General features: G+C 58.5%; 10 protein-coding genes and 3 pseudogenes. 7 read left to right on the plus strand and 6 right to left on the minus strand.

Going from position 1 to position 18,672, the window contains the following annotated elements; all coding sequences use genetic code 11:
* Window positions 1-190 precede the first annotated feature (190 nt).
* From ACQCSU_RS04120 to ACQCSU_RS04130, 3 genes are all read left to right on the plus strand, one after another.
* Window positions 191-889 (plus strand): NTP transferase domain-containing protein, encoded by a 699-nt coding sequence (locus ACQCSU_RS04120; protein ID WP_426978420.1) that lies wholly within the window; start codon window positions 191-193, stop codon window positions 887-889.
* Between the two features lie 156 nt (window positions 890-1,045).
* Window positions 1,046-4,894 (plus strand): CDP-glycerol glycerophosphotransferase family protein, encoded by a 3,849-nt coding sequence (locus ACQCSU_RS04125; RefSeq protein WP_426978421.1) that lies wholly within the window; start codon window positions 1,046-1,048, stop codon window positions 4,892-4,894.
* 30 nt (window positions 4,895-4,924) lie between these two features.
* Window positions 4,925-5,974 carry an XcbB/CpsF family capsular polysaccharide biosynthesis protein gene (locus ACQCSU_RS04130; protein WP_426978422.1) on the plus strand — a complete coding sequence of 350 codons (1,050 nt, stop codon included), beginning with the start codon at window positions 4,925-4,927 and terminating at the stop codon, window positions 5,972-5,974.
* 80 nt (window positions 5,975-6,054) lie between these two features.
* On the opposite strand, the pseudogene ACQCSU_RS04135 reads toward ACQCSU_RS04130, so the two are convergent.
* Window positions 6,055-7,254, minus strand: a pseudogene (locus ACQCSU_RS04135) (ISAzo13 family transposase); the annotation flags it as partial.
* A gap of 438 nt (window positions 7,255-7,692) precedes the next feature.
* Between ACQCSU_RS04135 and ACQCSU_RS04140 the strand changes: the two are divergent.
* Complete coding sequence (locus tag ACQCSU_RS04140) at window positions 7,693-9,399, plus strand: fibronectin type III domain-containing protein (RefSeq protein WP_426978423.1); 1,707 nt, start codon at window positions 7,693-7,695, stop codon at window positions 9,397-9,399.
* 357 nt (window positions 9,400-9,756) lie between these two features.
* Window positions 9,757-10,491: an acyltransferase gene (locus tag ACQCSU_RS04145; RefSeq protein WP_426978424.1), complete on the plus strand. Its 735-nt coding sequence runs from the start codon at window positions 9,757-9,759 to the stop codon at window positions 10,489-10,491.
* A gap of 54 nt (window positions 10,492-10,545) precedes the next feature.
* On the opposite strand, the gene ACQCSU_RS04150 is transcribed toward ACQCSU_RS04145, so the two are convergent.
* The 4 genes and pseudogenes from ACQCSU_RS04150 to ACQCSU_RS04165 form a co-directional block, all read right to left on the minus strand.
* Window positions 10,546-11,550 (minus strand): hypothetical protein, encoded by a 1,005-nt coding sequence (locus ACQCSU_RS04150; RefSeq protein ID WP_426978425.1) that lies wholly within the window; start codon window positions 11,548-11,550, stop codon window positions 10,546-10,548.
* Window positions 11,551-11,667: 117 nt separating this feature from the next.
* Window positions 11,668-11,856, minus strand: coding sequence for a hypothetical protein (locus ACQCSU_RS04155; RefSeq protein WP_426978426.1), 189 nt, complete (start codon window positions 11,854-11,856; stop codon window positions 11,668-11,670).
* Between the two features lie 547 nt (window positions 11,857-12,403).
* Entirely contained in the window at window positions 12,404-13,402 is a 999-nt protein-coding gene (locus ACQCSU_RS04160) for a capsular polysaccharide synthesis protein (RefSeq protein WP_426978428.1), read from the minus strand.
* Window positions 13,403-13,801: 399 nt separating this feature from the next.
* Window positions 13,802-14,015 (minus strand): annotated as a pseudogene (locus tag ACQCSU_RS04165) (transposase); the annotation flags it as partial.
* A gap of 351 nt (window positions 14,016-14,366) precedes the next feature.
* On the opposite strand from ACQCSU_RS04165, the pseudogene ACQCSU_RS04170 reads away from it, so the two are divergent.
* Window positions 14,367-14,715 (plus strand): annotated as a pseudogene (locus ACQCSU_RS04170) (transposase); the annotation flags it as partial.
* 121 nt (window positions 14,716-14,836) lie between these two features.
* Here ACQCSU_RS04170 and ACQCSU_RS04175 read toward each other — a convergent pair.
* On the minus strand, window positions 14,837-15,769 hold the full coding sequence (locus tag ACQCSU_RS04175; RefSeq protein ID WP_426978430.1) for a GT-D fold domain-containing glycosyltransferase: 933 nt from the start codon (window positions 15,767-15,769) through the stop codon (window positions 14,837-14,839).
* 511 nt (window positions 15,770-16,280) lie between these two features.
* Between ACQCSU_RS04175 and ACQCSU_RS04180 the strand changes: the two genes are divergently transcribed.
* On the plus strand, window positions 16,281-18,656 hold the full coding sequence (locus tag ACQCSU_RS04180) for a CDP-glycerol glycerophosphotransferase family protein (protein ID WP_426978431.1): 2,376 nt from the start codon (window positions 16,281-16,283) through the stop codon (window positions 18,654-18,656).
* Window positions 18,657-18,672 lie beyond the last annotated feature (16 nt).

Below are 18,672 nucleotides of genomic sequence, written 5' to 3' on the forward strand. Positions count from 1 at the left end.
CCAACGCAGAGTTAACACAGCATTAACGCCTGCTGACCAGCATTATTGGGCGCCTCGTTGCTCAACCATTATGCTTGGACGCGGGGGGAGGCACCCCTTGACCCGTCCATACGGTTCCGGGGTGATCTCGAGTGATGCCACGGCTCGCCGCTCCCGCCGTAAACATCGCTCGTCGAAGAGGAATAAACATATGAAAATCCAGGCCGTAATTCTTGCCGCCGGAATGGGCACGCGATTGGCGCGTCCGCACCCTAAGCCCATGACCGAGCTCAGTGATGGCCGGACCATCATGCACCAGCAGGTCCAGAACCTGCAGAACAAGTTCGGCAAGAAGCTGCGCCTCACCGTCGCCGTCGGTTTCAAGCTCGAGATGATCCTCGAACACGTACCCAACGCTTCGTTTGTGTACAACGAGAACTTTGACCAGACCAACACGTCCAAGAGTCTGTTGAAGGCCATCAGGAACTCCGCCAAGGGCGGCGTGCTGTGGATGAACGGCGATGTTGTGTTCGACCCGGACATCCTTGCGATGCTGGAGCCCTACATCAAGCGGGACGAATCATTCATCACAGTTGATGTTTCCTCGGTTTCCGATGAGGAAGTCAAGTACACCACCGACGCTGACGGCAAGATCCAGGAACTCTCCAAGAGGGTGCCCGCCGATGTGGCCCAGGGCGAAGCCGTCGGCATCAACTATGTCAGCTCGAAGGACAAGAAGAAGTTCCTCAAGCGCCTCATTGAAGTCGACGACCAGGACTACTTCGAGGGCGCGATCGAACTGACCATCAAGCAGGACGACGTCAAGTGGACCCCCGTGGACATCAGCGAGTTCTACGCCGTTGAGGTCGATTTCCCGGACGACCTGGTCCGCGCCAACGCCAGCATCTAAGAGAAGGCGTTCTCACCGCCTACGCAAAGCGCGCGAGCGCGCGTCGGTGTCTTGGAACCTAATACGGACCGTATGGCTGGGGTATCCAGCCATACGGTCCGTCGACTACCGAACTACCCAGCGAACTGTCAGCGCTGGAAAATACTACGGAGATGAATGAGTACCTGGGAAGCTGCGTTCGCTGCGGCGCGCCATTTTGAAAGCGTCGGTGACTGGCCGGCCGCACTCGACGGGTACAGAAACCTTTATCACAACGGGCATAGCGGAGATAGCGCGGTCGTGTTCCATTACGGCCTTGCTCATTTCCGACTCGGTACGCTTCAAGAAGCCCAACTGCTTCTTGAACAGGCTCTTTCCATGGAACCGGACAATGAGCAGTGGGCGGAGTGCCTCACCCTTGTGCGGGACAGCAGGGGGTCCAATACCGACGACGAGAATCCGGACCTACCGACATCAACCGGCGCAGTCGCGTCTACACGAGTTGACACAGCGAATGCCATACCGGCAGGCCACAGCGTTGCTCACGCTACGGCAGTAGGCCACTCGTCTCTCGCAGCTGAACACAAACTCACGGGTCAGCGCTGGCAGGAAATCCAGGCGCTGGAGGCGGGTCTTGAACACCACGGTGCCAGCGCGGCATGGCACCTTCGGCTTGGCGAGGCGCGCGAGGCCATGAACCGGTTCGAGCAGGCAGCGGAAGCATACGGCGAAGCCAACCGCCTTGATCCTGGCAAGGCCGAGATCCACTTCAGGGAGGCCTCCTGCAGATCACAGGCCGGAAATTCGGAGACAGCGGGGGTGCTGTTCACCAAGGCTGTGGCACTGGACAAGAAGCTCGGCGCCGCGTCCTTCGGGGTAGGGGTTTTCTACCAGCAGCTAGAAGACTGGCGCGGGGCCGCCACTGCGTACGTCCAAGAACTCACCCTTCAGCCCCACAACGCGGCACTTGCCTATCGAGCGGCTCTGGCACTCGAAAAATGCTATGAATGGGAAGCATCGGCGGACATGTACCGCAAAGCCACGGCCATGGACCCCACGCAGACCTCGTGGCATTTTCGCCGCGGCTTCGTCTACGAACGCCTGGAGCGGTGGGCTGATGCTGCCGAGGCATATGCGTTTGGCCTCGCGGAGAGTCCCAAACCGTCTGCCTACTGGGCCTACCGATGCGGATTCGTGCTCGAGCGCGCTGAACGCTATGAGGAAGCATGCGCGGCTCATCTGATAGCAAAACCTGGGCTGAACGGCGCCGGCGACGCCTTCGCGGGCCACGGAGAGTCGCCTTCCCGCTACGCCGAAAACTTCATCGACGACGCGCTACGGGCAGCGTTAAGAAATCCTTCATCCCTGGTAAGCGTGGCCGTGGCGGAGAAAGCGGCCTCACTTGGCCTCTACCGACAGGCCGCAATTGCCTATCAAGCAGCCATTGATCGCAGCAACGAAGTCCATTCGGATTGGTACTACCGGCTCGGCAATGCCCTGACCCTTGCTAACGACTTCAAGTCGGCGGCGGCAAGCTTCCGTATGAGCAGGGTGTTCGATGATGCCCATGGGGTTGATACAACAGGCTATCGAAAAGACAAAGGCCTCCTCGACGTCATGTACTACACATCGTGGCGGGAAAGTCTGCAGCTTCGGGAAGACGTCGTTCTTTACGAGAGCTTCCACGGCGATTCCATCAGCTGCAATCCCTTGGCCATTTTCGAGGAGCTTTCCCGGCGTGAGGCCTTCGATGGCTACCTGCATGTCTGGGTTGCCAATGACAACACCTATGTCCCGAGTGCCGTCAAGACGCACCCGAACGTGGCCATTATCAGACGAAATAGTGCGGGCTACAGACGCCACCTTGCCACAGCAAAATACCTCATTAACAACGTGACCTTTCCGGCATACTTCGCGGCCCGGCCCGGTCAGCAATACCTGAACACATGGCACGGTACTCCCCTGAAGACCCTCGGCAAAGACATCGGGACTGGCTTCCTGGAGCACAAAAACGTGGCGCGCAACTTCCTGCACGCCACTCACGTCCTGGCGGCGAATCAATTTACGGCCGACGTCTTAACGCGCCGCTACGATGTGGACACCATGATGTCCGGGAGCGTTGCGGTTACGGGCTACCCGAGAGTCGACCGGACCCTCAACGCCTCGGAGGCCACACGCATCAGCGTGAAGCGGACGCTCGGAATCCACGCGTCCGATCCGCGGCCGGTGGTTCTCTATGCCCCCACCTGGCGGGGCGGGTTGAGCACTACGCACTTCGATACGGAACAACTCACGTCTGACTTGGCACGGCTGGCAGCCTTGGACTGCAACGTGATCTTCCGCGCTCATCACAGGACGCAGGAGCTCCTGGCGGGAGCGAATCTGAGCGTAACTATCGCTCCGGATTCCGTCGAGACCAACGAGCTCCTCGCAGTCGTGGATGTCCTCATCACCGACTACTCGAGCATTGTTTTTGACTTCCTTCCCACCGGCAAACCCGTCACGATGTACACCTACGACCTCGACGAGTATCAGAATGAACGCGGCCTATACATTGATCCGAGCACGATGGGCCTACCAACTGCCAACACCATCGATGAACTTGTCGAGACCGTCTCCCAGCAAATAGCGAATGCCGATCAAGCCGGGATCCACGCCGACTTGGTCCAGCAATATTGCCCACGTGAAGATGGTAAAGCATCCGCTCGAGCCGTCGATTTCTTCTTCTTCGGTGATGATTCCCATGAACTGAAGAGAGACACCCCGGCCAAGACGTCCCTTCTCTTCCACCACAGCTTCATTCCGAACGGAATCACGTCGTCGCTGCTCAACCTGCTGAGCCACATAGACCCTGACGAATACGATGTCACAGTCGTGGTACCGGTTGATGACACTGCAGCCCATGCCGATAGAGTTGAAAAGTTCGAGGAGCTCCCCGCAAACGTGCGGGTCATCGGCAGGGTGGGACGGCAACTCTTCACGCCAGAAGAGAAATGGGTGGTAGACCGCCTGAACAAGCATCGGGTTTTGACAAATGAAGCCCAGATGAAGATTTATCGCAGAACATTCGCCAGGGAATTTGTCAGGATTTTCGGACCCCACAAATTTACGTCTGCGATAGAATTTGAAGGTTACTCCACATTCTGGACAGCGCTTATGGCGGCTGCCCTCAAACCTTCACGCCGGCTAGCCTTCTTGCACAATGACATGCGCAGCGAATGGCTGGGTAGATTTCCCCACCTAGAAGCTATCTTCCGCATCTATCCCTCGTACGACGCCCTTGTTTCAGTGTCCGAAGTCATAAGCGAAGAAAACCGCGATCATCTGGGATCACTTCTGTCCTTGGCGGACGATAAGTTCGTTCATGCCGTAAACCAAATAAACCCGACCAAAACGCTCGAATTATCGGACGGAGATTTGGACGAGGACCTATTGGACTGGTTCTCACCGCACTTCACGACGTTTATCACCATGGGCAGGATGTCGCCGGAAAAAGATCACGAAAAGCTGATCCGTGCCTTCCACGAGTTCCGGAGTATGACCCCGACCAGTCGTCTGGTGATACTGGGGGACGGACCACTCCGGCAGACCCTCGAACTGCTGATAGCTGACCTCGATCTGACTAACAACGTTTTGCTCGGCGGACTACGAAGTAATCCCTTCCCGGCTCTCGCCCGCGCGGATTGCTTCGTGCTTTCTTCCAACCACGAAGGGCAGCCGATGGTCCTCCTGGAAGCCCTGACGCTGAAGAAACCCATTATTTCTACGGAAATCATCGGGGCCAAGTACGTCCTTCAAGACGGCTACGGCCTCCTTGTTGAGAATTCGGTGGAGGGCTTGATTCAGGGCCTGAATCAGTACATGGACGGCAGCGTCCCTCAACGGGTCTTCAACATCTCGAAGTACCAGCAGAAGGCCCACGCGCAGTTCCTTGAATTGGCCCTCCCGGCCGACAACGACCACGTCCCGTCCGCGTCGGCTAGTGATCCTTTGGCCGTAGCATCTCCCTCTTCCCCTTCCTCTTAACGGCCGGACAATCTAGAAAATGGAAATATCATGAGTGATGCCGTCATAAAGATGTCCTACAACAGCCCGTGGGAAACCGTCGCCAATCAGATCACCGACAACACAAAATTTGTTCATGTGGCACTGGAAGAGGGTCACGGTGAGGACATGAACCTCATCCGTTTAGCGCGCAAAATTCCGGCCGCAAAGACGAATCTGGTTGGGCTTACGAAGCATGGATTTCATTCGTACCTCACGAAGGACAATGTCACCCGCCTGGTAAAGTACGACGTTGTCCGGGACCTGTGGTCGAAGGTGAAGGATGGCGAATACAGTATCACGGAAGACGGAGTCGTCTACACATACACGCCTCCAGCCTCCGGCGTTTATCCACAGCGCCTCTTCGTCGTTTTCTCGGCTATCCATGAAGACATGTACACGACTAGCCTCATGCGGCACTTCATGCAGAATTTTCCGTCGGTGCAGAAGTACTTGCCGAGCGACACGGCCGTGCTTCGAATTGCAGACCTTGGCGGGGTTGCCGGATCCTTTTACCTGAACTCGACCTATTTGCAGGACAACGTCTCGGCAATTCAGCGACTCCTAGCATCCGTCGCCAAGCTGCACGAGATCGGTCACGATTCAGTGGTCCTGTACGGAGTGTCCAAGGGCGGTACCGGCGCCCTGTATCACGCCCTTAAGGGCGGCTACCGCTGTGTTGCCGTGGATCCGGTTGTTTCCGACGCGTACTACGAGGAGCGCTACCGTGATTCGCATTTCACGTCGGGTGGCATTTTCCCTTCTTCAAAGCAGAATGCTTTCCGTGAGCTGATCCGTAGCGTTGTCGATGGCGCGGTTTCCGTCCCTGGCGCCTATAGCCGCTGGTCGGTTATTACTTCCGAGCGCTCTCCCCAATTCGTATACATATCCGACATTCTCGTCGGCCCTCTCCTGGACCGTATTTCCTTTTTCAATTCTCGGAATACTCAAATCAAGGATCATCCGGATGTTGGACCACGAACGGTCAACACGGCAACGATGCTCATGAACATGCACCTGTACGGCGTACCGCTCCGCTCAGGGATGAACCGGATCGACTAATTGTGCGCCGATAGGCCGAGAACGGGTCGATCTGCAGTAAGGGCCTGTGAGTAACCAACACGCTGTTATGCCGGTGTTGCGGGCCGGAGGGTGTAGTTCCACTCGCCATGAGAATCGTGACGGTTAATCGGCAGTGCCGCCATCTCGGTGTCGCTGATCTTGATCCCGGTCGGGTAGGTGTCTTTGTCGTGTTCAGCGTGGACTTTCAGCCCGGTCCTGGTGGTGGTCGCGCCGATGAGATCGACGATGACTTCATGGCTGGTCAATGGGCGTCCACGCCAGTTCATTGAGATGTGGCTAAAGGGTCGGTGCTCGATCTTGTTCCACATGCTGGTGCCGGGCGGTAGGTGGCAGACGGTGATTTCCATTCCGGTTTCAGCGGCCAGGGCAGCGAGTTCGTTCTTCCAGCGCGGAGCCGGTAGCCGTTGTAGCCGCCACCGTTGGCGCAGATCGGCAGACGGTCGGCATCCGGGTAGGCGACTTTGGCGACCTGGTCGAACCAGCGTCGGATTGTCTGCACGGCGAACGCGGCCGTATCGTGATCGGTCCCGACCGAGACTCATCCGGTTTTGGCCGTGACGTCGTAAACCGCGTAGGGGTTGGCCTTGCCCAGGTCCGGGTCGGGGAAATCGTGCACATTCACTCGGACCGGGTCTCCGGCCGGGCGCCATTGTTGCCCACCGTTCTTGAACAGACCGACGATCTCCTTCTTTTTTTGTATCCACGCTGATCACCGGCTGGCTGGCATTGATATGTGCCGCGCTTTGGGCATTGAGGTACTTGAACTGGGCGTCACGATCCTCGTGGACGGCTCACCTCGACCGGTTTCGCGTTGCCCTGCAGGCTGAATCCCTGCTCGTGCAGCAGGTTCGCCACCGTCCACGCCGACACCGGATTACCGCTCCGGGTCAGCTACTGTGCCAAGGTTCGCGTGGGCTTCGTCGTCCACCGCAACGGCGAACACGGGTGCCCCCGCTGATCGGGCTCAACCAGGCGCAGCAGCGCATCGAGCGGTCCCGGGTCTTTGACTGTCTGGGGTTTACGTCCGCCCCGGGCTGGCGCACCCGCTTCAAGGGATCGCTGCCGGATTCCAACTCCGCGCCCTTGGATACCGTGACTGCATTGACCCCAGCGGCCCGGGCGACAACCTTGATGCCACCATGGCCGAGCACCCGAGCTTCCGCACCCATCAACAGCCGACGCCGACGCTCATCCAAATGCGGCAACAACGAATCGAATTTCCCCGTCAACGCCGCCTCGACCTCGGATCCAAAACCCATAACACAACAATTGAACCCGAAACATGCAACCCATGCTTATTTACTCGCGAGCCCTAAGTCACCATCAGCTCGGAACGCTCACTGACTTCTCCCGGGGTCGTATGCTAACGGATCCGCGAATGCTGCCGATAGTGGCTGGTACGGGAATGTCTCCATTAGGCACTGATGGAGCTCGCACTTTATCGGAGGCGGGCAGGCAACGATATCCCAGGGCACAAGGGAAGGTTTCAGATGTTGATGCGCTTGCGAACAGGACGGCGCCCAAGGTCAGGCGCTGCAGCGATTATCATGACACTAGCCCTTGTGCTTGGGGTGGGTGCGCAGAACGCTGTAGCTGCACCGGCTCCGCCCACGGGGTTGAAGTCGACTTCGCAGACAACCTCTACCTACCTGAGCATGTCCTGGAACTCCGTTACTGGCGCGGTTGGATACCGCCTCATGTATTCGACCAAAGCCGACATGAGCACACCGTTCTATCGCAACATCGCCTCCGGCCTCACCGGGGGCTACGGAGGACTTACCCCGGCGACGACTTACTACGTCAAGATCAAGGCCTTGAACTCATCCGGCGCGGACCTCACCGCATATTCCGCCGCCGTAACGGCTAAGACCCTCCCCCCCATGCCGGCGCCACCTACAGGCCTTAAGTCCATTTCGCAGACCGCTAGTTACTTGACTATGGGCTGGAACTCCGTTTCCGGGGCGGTCGGATACCGGCTCATGTATTCAACCAACTCCGACATGAGCGCGCCCTTTTATCGCAACATCGCCTCCGGCCTCACCGGGGGCTACGGAGGACTGACCCCGGCAACGACTTACTACGTCAAGATCAAGGCCTTGAACTCGGCCGGCGCGGACCTCACCGCATATTCAGCCGCCGTGACGGCGAAAACTCTGGTGGCACCACCCGCTCCCCCGACAGGACTGAAATCCACGATCCAGAGCACTACGACCCTGACTTTCTCTTGGGGCGCCGTACCCAACGCGCCCCAGTATCGGCTGGCTTTGAGCAGCAAAGCTGACATGAGTGCCCCGACGTACGCGACATCATCAACCACTACAGGCGAGGTGCGTGGCTTGTTGCCCGCAACCCAGTACTACGCGCAGGTGCGGGCGCTCTCGGCAACCGGAGCCGGAATCACTACCTACTCCACCGTTGCCAAGGCAGCGACCGCGGCTATGCCCGTGCTGCCGGCTATCACCAACCCGCTGTCCGTTGCCTCTTACAACATTCGTTGCGCCACTTGTATCGAGGGGCTGCCAGAGGAAAAGTCCTGGGCGGATCGCCGAGGCGCCGTTGTACAGACAATCGTTTCCAAAATGCCAGACATCATTGGCATCCAGGAAGCCTCACAGACATGGCTGAACGATCCTAGACCAGGCGGATACACACAATTTGAGGATCTACGAGATCGCCTAACGGCCGCGGGTGCGCAGTACAAACTGACTAACTCGAACCGTAACAACTGTGTCGACTCACGGCTTCCCGCGAACTGTGTCTATGCCGACCAGGGTGCCTCAGCCGGGACGAGGATCTTCTACAACGCGAAAACTGTCAAGGCAGTGCGGTCAGGCTCGAAGTTACTCCCCGCAGCTTCGGGGGCGACCGTCCCCCGTTTCGTTGCTTGGGCCGAGGTAGTACAACTGTCCACTGGCAAGCACTTGATATTTGCCGACGCACACTTGGAGATCGGCAAGGACGCTACCTCCAACGACCTCCGCAAGCGGCAGGCCCAGGCTGTCCTGGACACCGTTGAGAGCCGGAATACGAGCAACCTGCCGGTCATTCTCGTAGGCGATATGAATTCCAATAAGTGGACGGAGCCGGCCAACGGCCCCTACGACGTGCTCACGAGCCAGGGACTAGTGGATTCCCTCGGTAATACGTACAAGAGCTGGTACCCGAGTGGTGCGGCGACGGCTGAGAAGGTTGTCAACCGGCGCGTCAACAGCTGGAACGGCTTTGAACGAACCGTCCGACAGGGGGCCGCTGGAACTAATGGAACCTACATCGACTACATTTTCACCTCCAAGATGCGGGTTCCCTATTACGAAAACGTCGCCAAAATCGATGCGCTAGGGAACTATGTCGGAACGATGCCCTCGGACCACAACATGCAGTTCGCTAGGGTTGGTCTGCCCTGATCCGAAAATGGAGGTGATCTGACGTACCGCCACGCCTCTCCCGCAGTCTGCCTGGCGATGGCCCGGCCGGCAGAATAGAACACCAGATTGCCCACACCTTGGGGCCCCTCGCGAAGCTGCTTGAGCAGTCGTATGGAGTAGTCGCGATGTGGATTCGCCTCCAGCTGGCGTCCGTCTTCGGTGGACCCGGCGGGTCACTCGAGTCGTATCCGATGAGCTGCCAGTCGATGCTGACCATGGACGTGTTGACGACGGCCTGGTCCCAAATGAGGCCGCGCAGCTGCAGGGGCGGCCTTCGTGCGTACAGCTGCGATGTGGTGGCGATAGGAGCGGCTACCCGTCGGTATCATCGAAGGCATGACTATCACTGCACTGGCACCCTACCGGGACGACAAAGGCAACACCATCATTTACTCGGGCACGGGTGGCCGTGACGTGACGGTTGAGTTCAGGGGATCCAACAACACTCTCGAAGTGGCGGAGACCGCGAACTTGCGCAAGGTGCACTTCAGCTTCGACTGCGACAACGGAGTGGCCCGCATCGGAGGTCACAAGACCGGGAACTTCGCGGCTTTCATACGCATCGGCCAAGACTCCACCGTAACCATCGGTGACGACGTGACCGCAACGCAAAGCGTCAGCATGACATGTGTTGAGGGACAGACGCTGACAATTGGCAATGATTGCATGTTCGCCGTCGGATGCCAGGTCCGGACCGATGACGCGCACGCCATCTTCGATGTACGGTCTGGGGAACGGGTAAACCCATCAAAGCCTGTGGTGGTTGGCAACCATGTTTGGCTCTCCAACGGCTCAGTCCTCCTCGGTGGAGCGACTGTTGGGGATGGATCAGTAATCGGCGTTGGTTCCCTCGTGAAGGGCCGAATCCCGAACAACTGCATAGCCGTCGGGGCCCCCGCCAAGGTCGTCCGCATGCACACGGCATGGGAGCGCCCGCACCTGTCCCTGTCCAAGCCCTACTATAAGCCTGACGCAAGTACCGTCAAGAAGTCCGCGTACTGGAATATGACTGTCATGGCGCCTGAATACCCCAGCTTCAAGTACCCCGACTACAGCAACGCGGCCCGATAATTCGGGCCACCACATCACTGGATATTCGTGATGGATGGTGTGAGTTACAAGTTGTTAACGCCAACCGAAAATGGGGCCAATAGTGCCAATTGAAAACGCTTCTCGGGCATGCTGCGATGGCGTCCTCTCAGGTCTCAGGACTCCGACACACTGGCGATTTAATGGCTGGGCGATGGGGTGTTGTTTTTGATGGCGAATTTGAGGGTCAGCGGGGTAGCGGGTTTCGGTGCTGGTGAGGTGCTCGCAGAGCTCGTCGATGGCCTGGGTGGCCCGCTTCGTTGGCAAGGGGCCCAGCCGGATCGTCAGGAATCCCGGGACGGTAGGGTCGATGTCGCCCGGCTGGTTGAAGGCTTGGCGCATGATCGCGTGGGCTTCGTCGGCGGCACGCTTGTAGCCGGTGTTCGTGCGGATCTCCCGTCCGATGGTCATTGCGGTGTTGTATGCGGCCATGCGGATAGCGTGGGTGATGAGCTTGACCTCGGTGTCCAGGACTTGCCGGCCCGGGGCCAGATCGCCGAGACGCACCCTGGCAGGGATTCCCGCATGCGCTGCTTGTGGCTGATCGAGAGCGGCTTCGGCCCCCCACAATGGCGCCATGATCGCGTTGTGCATGGCGCTGGTGACAGTGACTTCGGCGGTGCCGGCTGGAGGGTGCGTGCGGCCATCAACGCCGCGTCCGTCTCCGCCGCCACCTCGGCATGGTGCTTCCTGGCGGCCGGCATAATCCGAGTTGTGCCCACATCGGCACAACTGGGATATTGGCTCAGAGTTCATCAACTGGGAGCTGCTGACCTTGTGCGAACAGGAGAATCTGACGTTCACCCGGTCCCAGTCCGGGAACAAGAACGACGGCGCCCATGTGGAGCAGACGAACTGCATATCGTCCGCCAGACCGTCGGCTACCACCGCTACGACACCGCCGGGGAACTGGAGCTGCTCAACCGGATCTGGGCGCTCCAGCGGCCGCTGACCAACCACTTCGGGCCACAGCAGAAACTCCTCGCGAAGGTCCGCAACGGCGCGAAGATCAGCAAGAAATACGACCAGCCCGCGACCCACGAAACAGCCCAAACGGGCATCTTGACACGAATACTCGGGGCCCGCTACGCAACAAAAACACCGGAATGAAACGGAAGCCGCTCACGTAGCCACGGCCCGTGTCCAGAGTCCTGGGACTCAGGATCCGGCGGCGGGAGCTATTTGATCGCCAAGGGAACCGGCGGACGCGGCCACCGGGTCCGAGGGCCGGCGTCTGCCAATGCCGGACTCGTTGTCCCACAGCGGCCTGGACGGCACCACCTGCGCGTCCTGCAGCAGGGCCCTCATCCCGCCCAGAAGGTCCGGCGTCGTGCGGTAGGGCAGCATCCGTGCCTGGATGAAGCCCGAGAACGCTGATGTGTTACCAGCACCGGGGGCGTGTCGTTCTGACCTTCTCCGCGCGGCAGCGGTTCCTGGGGAACCAGAGGTCGCACTGGATCCGGAATCCCGGTTCGTGGACCAGACGGTCAGACGGGTCCGGCGCTGCGTATTCCGGCCGGATCGGGGCGACCTTCGCCAGGAACAGCGACGCGGAACCGGACCCGCCCACCCGCTCCGCCAGCGTCGCAGCCGGCATCGTCGGCGCCCTGACCAACAGCTCCCGCACCCTGGGAGCAAACGCATCAAAACTCGACACTCCCGCTGTCCTGCTGCCCGCCGGTACTTCGGCGCCCGTCCGACTCCGGCGCGCGCTCCACCGTTCCGCGGGAAACTCCTACGAGCCTGCCGATCTCACGCTTCGAGTGCTCGCCCGTCGAAAACAGGTGGCGCATCTCCGCCCAATCATCCAAATTGATCACCCTCCAGAATGGTCGGTGGCCCTGTTTTCAATTGCAGAAATCGTCATGTTTTTTGTTGGCGTTAACAGCTCACGCTAGCGCTTGAAAAATGATCCATGGATTAGCTCGTGGAATACTGTACCCGGACCCACTTCCGAGGGGTCTCGCTTGTACGACAACTTATGCACAATGCTGGCACCTACGATCTTTTCAGCATCGACTTCATCTGCGCGACGCTTGAGAACGCGACCGAAAGTCCGCGGATCGTACTTCGGCCTTGGAACTTTGGACCAGATCCGGTCCGATCGGTTATCCATGGTATGCAAGAGTTGGAAAATGAAGTGGAGATAGAAGTACGTCACGGGTCGGTCAAACACCCGCCAGTAAAGCCGCAAAGAGTCCCTAACAAGATGCGTCAAATAGTTGTCAGGACGACTCGCGAGGAACCAGCTGGAAATGGTTTTTTCCTTGGTCTCAAAGGCGAAAAACCCTGCCTCGCCGATCAGCTCGTCGAAGTGATCCAGAAGGCGAACCGTGGGAAGGCACGTGGCATCGATCCAGATACCACCGTACTTAGCGAGTAGCTCAAACCTCAGAACATCCGAGAACGCGGTTCGATTCTCCCCGATCATTTCCCGCAAGTCAGCCGGCAGCTCCACCCAGTCAGATAGGTTCTCGTCCGTGAGGACCACGATGTCATCGGCGTCGTGAAGACGATGAAGCTCCGCATGGCAGAACTTAACAATCTCTGGAGCATTCTCGAAACCCTGCCCCCAATAGACGAATACCTTTGGCTTCCAATCCTCAGGCATCACATACTCTGCATTGAAAACCTTGGCCGCACGGGTCATAGGAACCATTCGAAGACGAAGTAGATTCCTTAACTGCACGCGAGCCCGGAATGCCCGGGTCGATTCCGCGAGGAGGTCCCAGTCGTCCTGGCATGCATACACGTCCTTGCCCAACGCTTCGGCGAAGAGCTCCCGCGCTTTCGCTTCGTTGTTTTTTTCCCGCGCTGCGAGGGTTCCTGCACGATTAAGTCGGTCAGTTTCGCGGCGCAACTCAAGGCCAGGTATCACGATGTCTTTCCCCATTTGCTAGATGTCATCTCAAGATTCTACCGGCGACGAGCCTGGCGGGCATTGTCCTCCATCCTCACCTTCGCTGTGGGGGTGGGGCCGTTCGTCCGTTCGGACACAATGCGGGGCTAAACCCCTGACTGGGTGAGGAACGCCCTCCAGGCTGTGCCATATTCTGCGGCGATAACTATACCCCAGTACTCATGCCATAAGCTAACACAGTTAAAGCCACCCCAGGTCCCTGCGTGATCCACCCATAGCTGTCAACTTAGATCTCTGCTGGGTTTGCTCGGCCAGCCAGCTCCTGTATCCGTGGGCGAGGGCATCATCGCGGCTGAGTCCACTTTCGATGCAGGAAACGGGGCTCTTCAAGGTTCCCGGGGAATGTTCTGCTGAGATGATTGCCCATGCTGCCGTCCGGGCTGCACTCCTCAAGAGGATACGCGATTTGTAATTGTCCCGGTTTCGGTAGCCCCTCGCGGTTCGCTTGATGTGCTTGATCGCGGTGTTATTGGCCTCTACCTTGGCCGTTTGTTGCCGCGGTGACGATGAGGACTTCGATCTCGGGGCACCAGCGGCACACGGTCCGGTAGAGCCTGTTCGCTTCGGGCAGCGCGGCCTGCGCCACAAGTTCAGCCAGGGTGGTTTCGCGGCTGCGGCGTTTGCGGCTCAGTCCCCGCCGTGGCTGAGCCTGTGCCGGGTGGTTTTCCCCGATGATGCGGGGATCGGGGCCGTGCCTCTCAGGGGGCGAACCGGGCCTCGTTGCCGATGCGTTCCGGATCAGGCAGGTTGAAGATCATGCTGGCAGGATCATGGCCAGCCACAGTAGGCTGTAACAAAGCTCGTGGTTCCTGTTCAGGTTGAATGCGTAGACGACACTCATCCCCGCAGAACCACGGGAGTGCTCTGCTATCTACAACACGAACCTATTTCCCCAGGAAGTTGAACACCCGCCATAATCGGTTCCTGGTCATGCTGGCTGCGCGAGTGCAAGAAGGCCGCGTCGCTGGCCGATGTGCTCAAGGATCGGGTCCATGACCCGCCGGCGCTGATGCGCGGCTCCCTGACCTGGGACAGGACACCGAGATGGCCACCACGCCGCCCTGACCGTTACCACGGACTTGCCCGTGTACTTCGCCTACCCGCGCTCCCCCTGGGAGTGACCGACGAATGAGAACACTGTGCTCATCCGCGAATACCTCCCCAAGGGCATCGAGTTGACCGGTCATCAGCCCTTCCTTGACTCCATCGCAGAGGAGCTCAACGACCGTCCCCGGGCCTCCCTGGGCTACAAGCTACTCAACGAACATGTTGCTAAGACCGGTTGACACTGCCCGTTTGGGCGGAATGCCGGGACTGGCAAGGTCGTGGGAAATAGTGGCACCCCCCGGCGTCGACTGGTGTTTTGTCTGGCGGGCAGACCTGTGAGCACGGTACATCCAAAGGCGGCTACGGGGCCGCTCGTGTAGGCAACTGCTCCGGCGTCCTTCCCCCTTTGAAAACGTTCAAGTAGCTGGAAGCCAAATGGCCAATATCGATCGCATGATGGCCGCCACCTTCCTCGGATGACAGATATCCTGCTAGAACGGTTCCCGAAGGCCCCAACGCTATTAGGAACAGGTCGATATCGCTGACGGCCCGGAGCTTATGCTTAAGATCCGGAAGCGTCACATAAGCATCAGCGGGTTCAGAATCGATTCGTTCCACGCTTGCGACGTTGTCGAACAGATCGGGCAAGAGCTCGAATTTTGACCCGCGCCCAGCGATTATGCAGATCCGTCGATCATTCCAGACCCTTCGCCAAGCCTCGACCGCATCACGGCCGTGCCTTTGGAAAAACAGCGGCCGAGATACGTGAGTGTTGCCCCACTTGGACCGGGATTCCTCAAGAATTGGCCTCAGAAGGTGCCAGTTCTCAGCGAATATACCCATCCACAGGCGGCTCGAAAAAAACGTAGGCATAGCAAGAATAATTCTTGAGGAGTCGTCATCGTAGGAAGAAAGCATCTCCTTGAGCTCCGCTGCGAGTGCAGGAAATCCCTTTTGATACATGAGATCAAATTCGGGTTGCAGCATAAGCTTAATTTCGCCGTCACCCCAACGCGCGATGGACTTCCCCTCCGCCACCTGCTCCACAGTCTCCATCATGCCCATTTGCCTGGACTGAATTACCTCCCTAGCATCGGCAAGTATGTCCCGGAGCCCTATCCGCCCCAATACCTCGAGCATGCCCCTGTGTTCATCCGATCGAGCTTGAAGGGCATTCAGTGTCCTCGACTGCGCTTCGATAATGGTGTTCTGCTTCCGAATCAGCTCCACCATTTCTTCGGAGCTTCTGCTCATCCGAGAAAGTAAAGCTTCGTATGGAGATTCTCTTGTCATTTCGTCTTTCCTTGTCCTTGCCAGTCACAATTCCCTAGAATTGTTATCCGCCGGCTGCACCCAATGCCCCCTGCTAACCAGACGATCCTCGGTACTCGAGAGGACCGCTGCGCCGCCTCGGGCTGTGTTCGCCTTCCATGGGTGGGCATTCCCACAGACTACCCATAGGCAAAGCGATACTCGAAAGCTGCAACGGTTGTGTGCCTGCTCTGGCTTGCCGCATGGTTATTTGCCAATGTCCGGGCCAGCTGAACACGGGATGCAGACACTACATGTGCATGGCCCCACGACGTGGGCAAATGTGCCCTCTACACGGATTCCGCCCGAGTCCGGATTGGCAAGTTACCCTGTACGGAGGTAGAGATACAGCCACTCGGCTTCGGTGACCCCCGTCAGAACGGCGACGCCCTTGTTGCGAGGAGGCTCCCCTCGAAGCGGCCCGAAAATCGCTCCACGGTACAATTTGGAAGCGAACGACAACAGAACCTAACCAAAGGCGAACTTTCCCAAGATGAACAAGGAAGAAACAAAGGATGTCCTTCCCGCGAGGGCCGAGCTTCGCGCGGCTACCTGGACGGGCGCACGGACTTACACCATGAGACTCTGGGCCTACCTGCTGCCTGAAACCTCGAAGTCTGCGACGACGGAGGTTGAGGTCTGGCTGCAGGACGACAATGGGCGCCGGACGAATGCGTTGGTTCGCCCGTACACGGAGCCAGCAGCCAACGAGCGGAGCTCGAACACTTCGTTTGACGTTTCGACTTGTGCCTTTGAAGCAGTGTTCGACTTTGACAGTCATCTGGCGGCGGCCACTTCGCGGGGTAGCGTCTTGACCGCTCATGTCGCTATATCTGATGGCCGGCAGACACACGAATCGAAATTGACTCATCGCTATAGATGGGGTTCGGCAGGTGCACTGGATGCGTGCGGCTTCGACAATGGCGTACAAGTCGTTCCCAGTTGGACCGTGAACGGGTTGCAATTCAAGGTTGCCCAACGCATAGCAGTCGCCCATGCAGCCTCGCTCGTCGGAGAGGAACTTCGGCTTTGGGTCAAAAGCAGCGGACGCTTCACGCCGGACTTGGCCGTCCTCAAGGATGAGGCCGAGCGTGAGGTTGAAGCCTCATTCTTCAACCGCGAGGGAAGCTGGGTTGAAATCGCTTTCAACACCGCAAACCTTCCGGATTTTGCGGCAGACGCCCAGGAATGCTGGCGAATCTACCTCCAGGCCGGCGACCAAAGCAGACTCGTGCATTGGACCAATGCCCCCATACAGGCTAGTCAGCGTGAGGACGGGCTCGTCCTGACTACCGGTCCCAGCGGTGTACTGCGGTTGGACCGCCTCCAGCACAATATCGAGGCAAGTACTATCGATTTTTACCCTCTTCCCAGCCCGCACCTAACCGTCTCGGGATCCTACTCGGGCGAGCAGTCGAAGCCGGTAGGACTGTCCCTCGACGGACAACGTACGAGCGTTCCGGGGGCACTCGTAACCAACGAGGCCGGCCGCTTTATCTTTTCGGTTCCCCTCGTCAGTCCGCTGGAATCTGGCACATCTCCCGTACCGTCCGGCGGTTACCGGGTTACTGTCCAGTTCAATGATGAGTCATACGACCGTTTGCGCCCCGCGAAGTCATTAACGGCCGGGCTGTATAAGGCTCACTACTCAGACAGCCTCAACATTCGCTTGGAGCGTTCTCCGGCAAACGAGGTCTATGTGCATGTCAGTCCGCCAATGTTGCCTACTGAGTTGGGTGAGTACAACCAACGGAAAGTTAGTAAGGCAAGTCGTGATGCAGCCGAACTACGGAACGATTGTTTCTATTTTGAAAGTTGGTTTGGAAAGAACTTCTCCGACAGCCCGTTGGCTCTCTTCCATGAGGCGAGGCGGCGGCTTCCGGACGCCCGATTCTACGTCGGTGTGGCAGACCTGTCCGTTTCGCTGCCCGACGGTGCTACGCCGGTCGTACGCAACAGCTCACAGTCGTGGAAGGCCCTTGCTGAATCCAGATATGTCATCACGAACTGCTGGGTGCCTGATAAGTATCAGCGGCACCCGGAACAGATCCTAGTGCAAACATGGCACGGAACCCCCCTGAAGCTGCTCGGGTTGGACCGGCCAGGCTCACGGGAAAAGGCAAGTCGGGTTGCCAAATTGGAGAAGGATGCCAACCAATGGAGCCTCTTGCTCTCCCAGAACCGTCACAGCACAGACGTCTTCCGACAGGCGTACGCCTATGGTGGAGAAATTATGGAGTCTGGGTATCCCCGCAATGACGCGTTGTTTGACGCTGAGGCCCTCAGGAAAGATGTTCGCGACTCACTGACGATTCCGGACGGAAACACGGTCATTCTCTACGCGCCCACGTGGAGAGAGGACAGTGCTGGCTCACCTGATCTTCTGGATGCGGGCGCAATGGCCAGTGCACTGGGGCCGAACTTCACTATCCTCGTCCGCGGTCATTCCGTAAGCCTTCGACGCGGTCAGAATGTGCAAGCCACGGGAGTCATTGACGTCACCTCATACAACGATCCTGCTGGCCTCATGGCCGCCGCCGACGTGCTGGTGACAGACTATTCATCCATCATGTTTGACTTCAGCGTGACCGGAAAACCGCTGATCTTCTATGTTCCGGACTGGGATGACTACACAGGATCAGGCCGGGGAGTCTATTTCGACTTGGCCGAAAAGGCCCCGGGTCCCCTGTGCCATTCCCGGCAGGAGGTTATTGATAGCCTCCACGAGCTGCCTGCGTCCCGGAAGAAATACGAGACCGCATACGCTGCCTGGAACAAAGAGTTCAATCCGTGGGACAATCCAAGGTCGTCCGCGGCGGTAGTTTCCCGCATACTCGAACTTGGCGCGGAAGGCCCAAGGCAAAACTGAGGATGCCTTCAGCGCC

Source organism: Pseudarthrobacter sp. O4 (assembly GCF_050157025.1).
In the GTDB taxonomy this organism is placed as follows: domain Bacteria; phylum Actinomycetota; class Actinomycetes; order Actinomycetales; family Micrococcaceae; genus Arthrobacter.

What these genes read in the sequence shown, in the direction of transcription:
- ACQCSU_RS04160 (WP_426978428.1), bottom strand. Translation starts at nt 13,402, where the DNA reads ATGGGGAAAGACATCGTGATACCTGGCCTTGAGTTGCGCCGCGAAACT.
- ACQCSU_RS04140 (WP_426978423.1), top strand. Translation starts at nt 7,693, where the DNA reads ATGTATTCGACCAAAGCCGACATGAGCACACCGTTCTATCGCAACATC.
- ACQCSU_RS04155 (WP_426978426.1), bottom strand. Translation starts at nt 11,856, where the DNA reads ATGCTGCCCTACCGCACGACGCCGGACCTTCTGGGCGGGATGAGGGCC.
- ACQCSU_RS04175 (WP_426978430.1), bottom strand. Translation starts at nt 15,769, where the DNA reads ATGACAAGAGAATCTCCATACGAAGCTTTACTTTCTCGGATGAGCAGA.
- ACQCSU_RS04145 (WP_426978424.1), top strand. Translation starts at nt 9,757, where the DNA reads ATGACTATCACTGCACTGGCACCCTACCGGGACGACAAAGGCAACACC.
- ACQCSU_RS04130 (WP_426978422.1), top strand. Translation starts at nt 4,925, where the DNA reads ATGAGTGATGCCGTCATAAAGATGTCCTACAACAGCCCGTGGGAAACC.
- ACQCSU_RS04120 (WP_426978420.1), top strand. Translation starts at nt 191, where the DNA reads ATGAAAATCCAGGCCGTAATTCTTGCCGCCGGAATGGGCACGCGATTG.
- ACQCSU_RS04180 (WP_426978431.1), top strand. Translation starts at nt 16,281, where the DNA reads ATGAACAAGGAAGAAACAAAGGATGTCCTTCCCGCGAGGGCCGAGCTT.
- ACQCSU_RS04125 (WP_426978421.1), top strand. Translation starts at nt 1,046, where the DNA reads ATGAGTACCTGGGAAGCTGCGTTCGCTGCGGCGCGCCATTTTGAAAGC.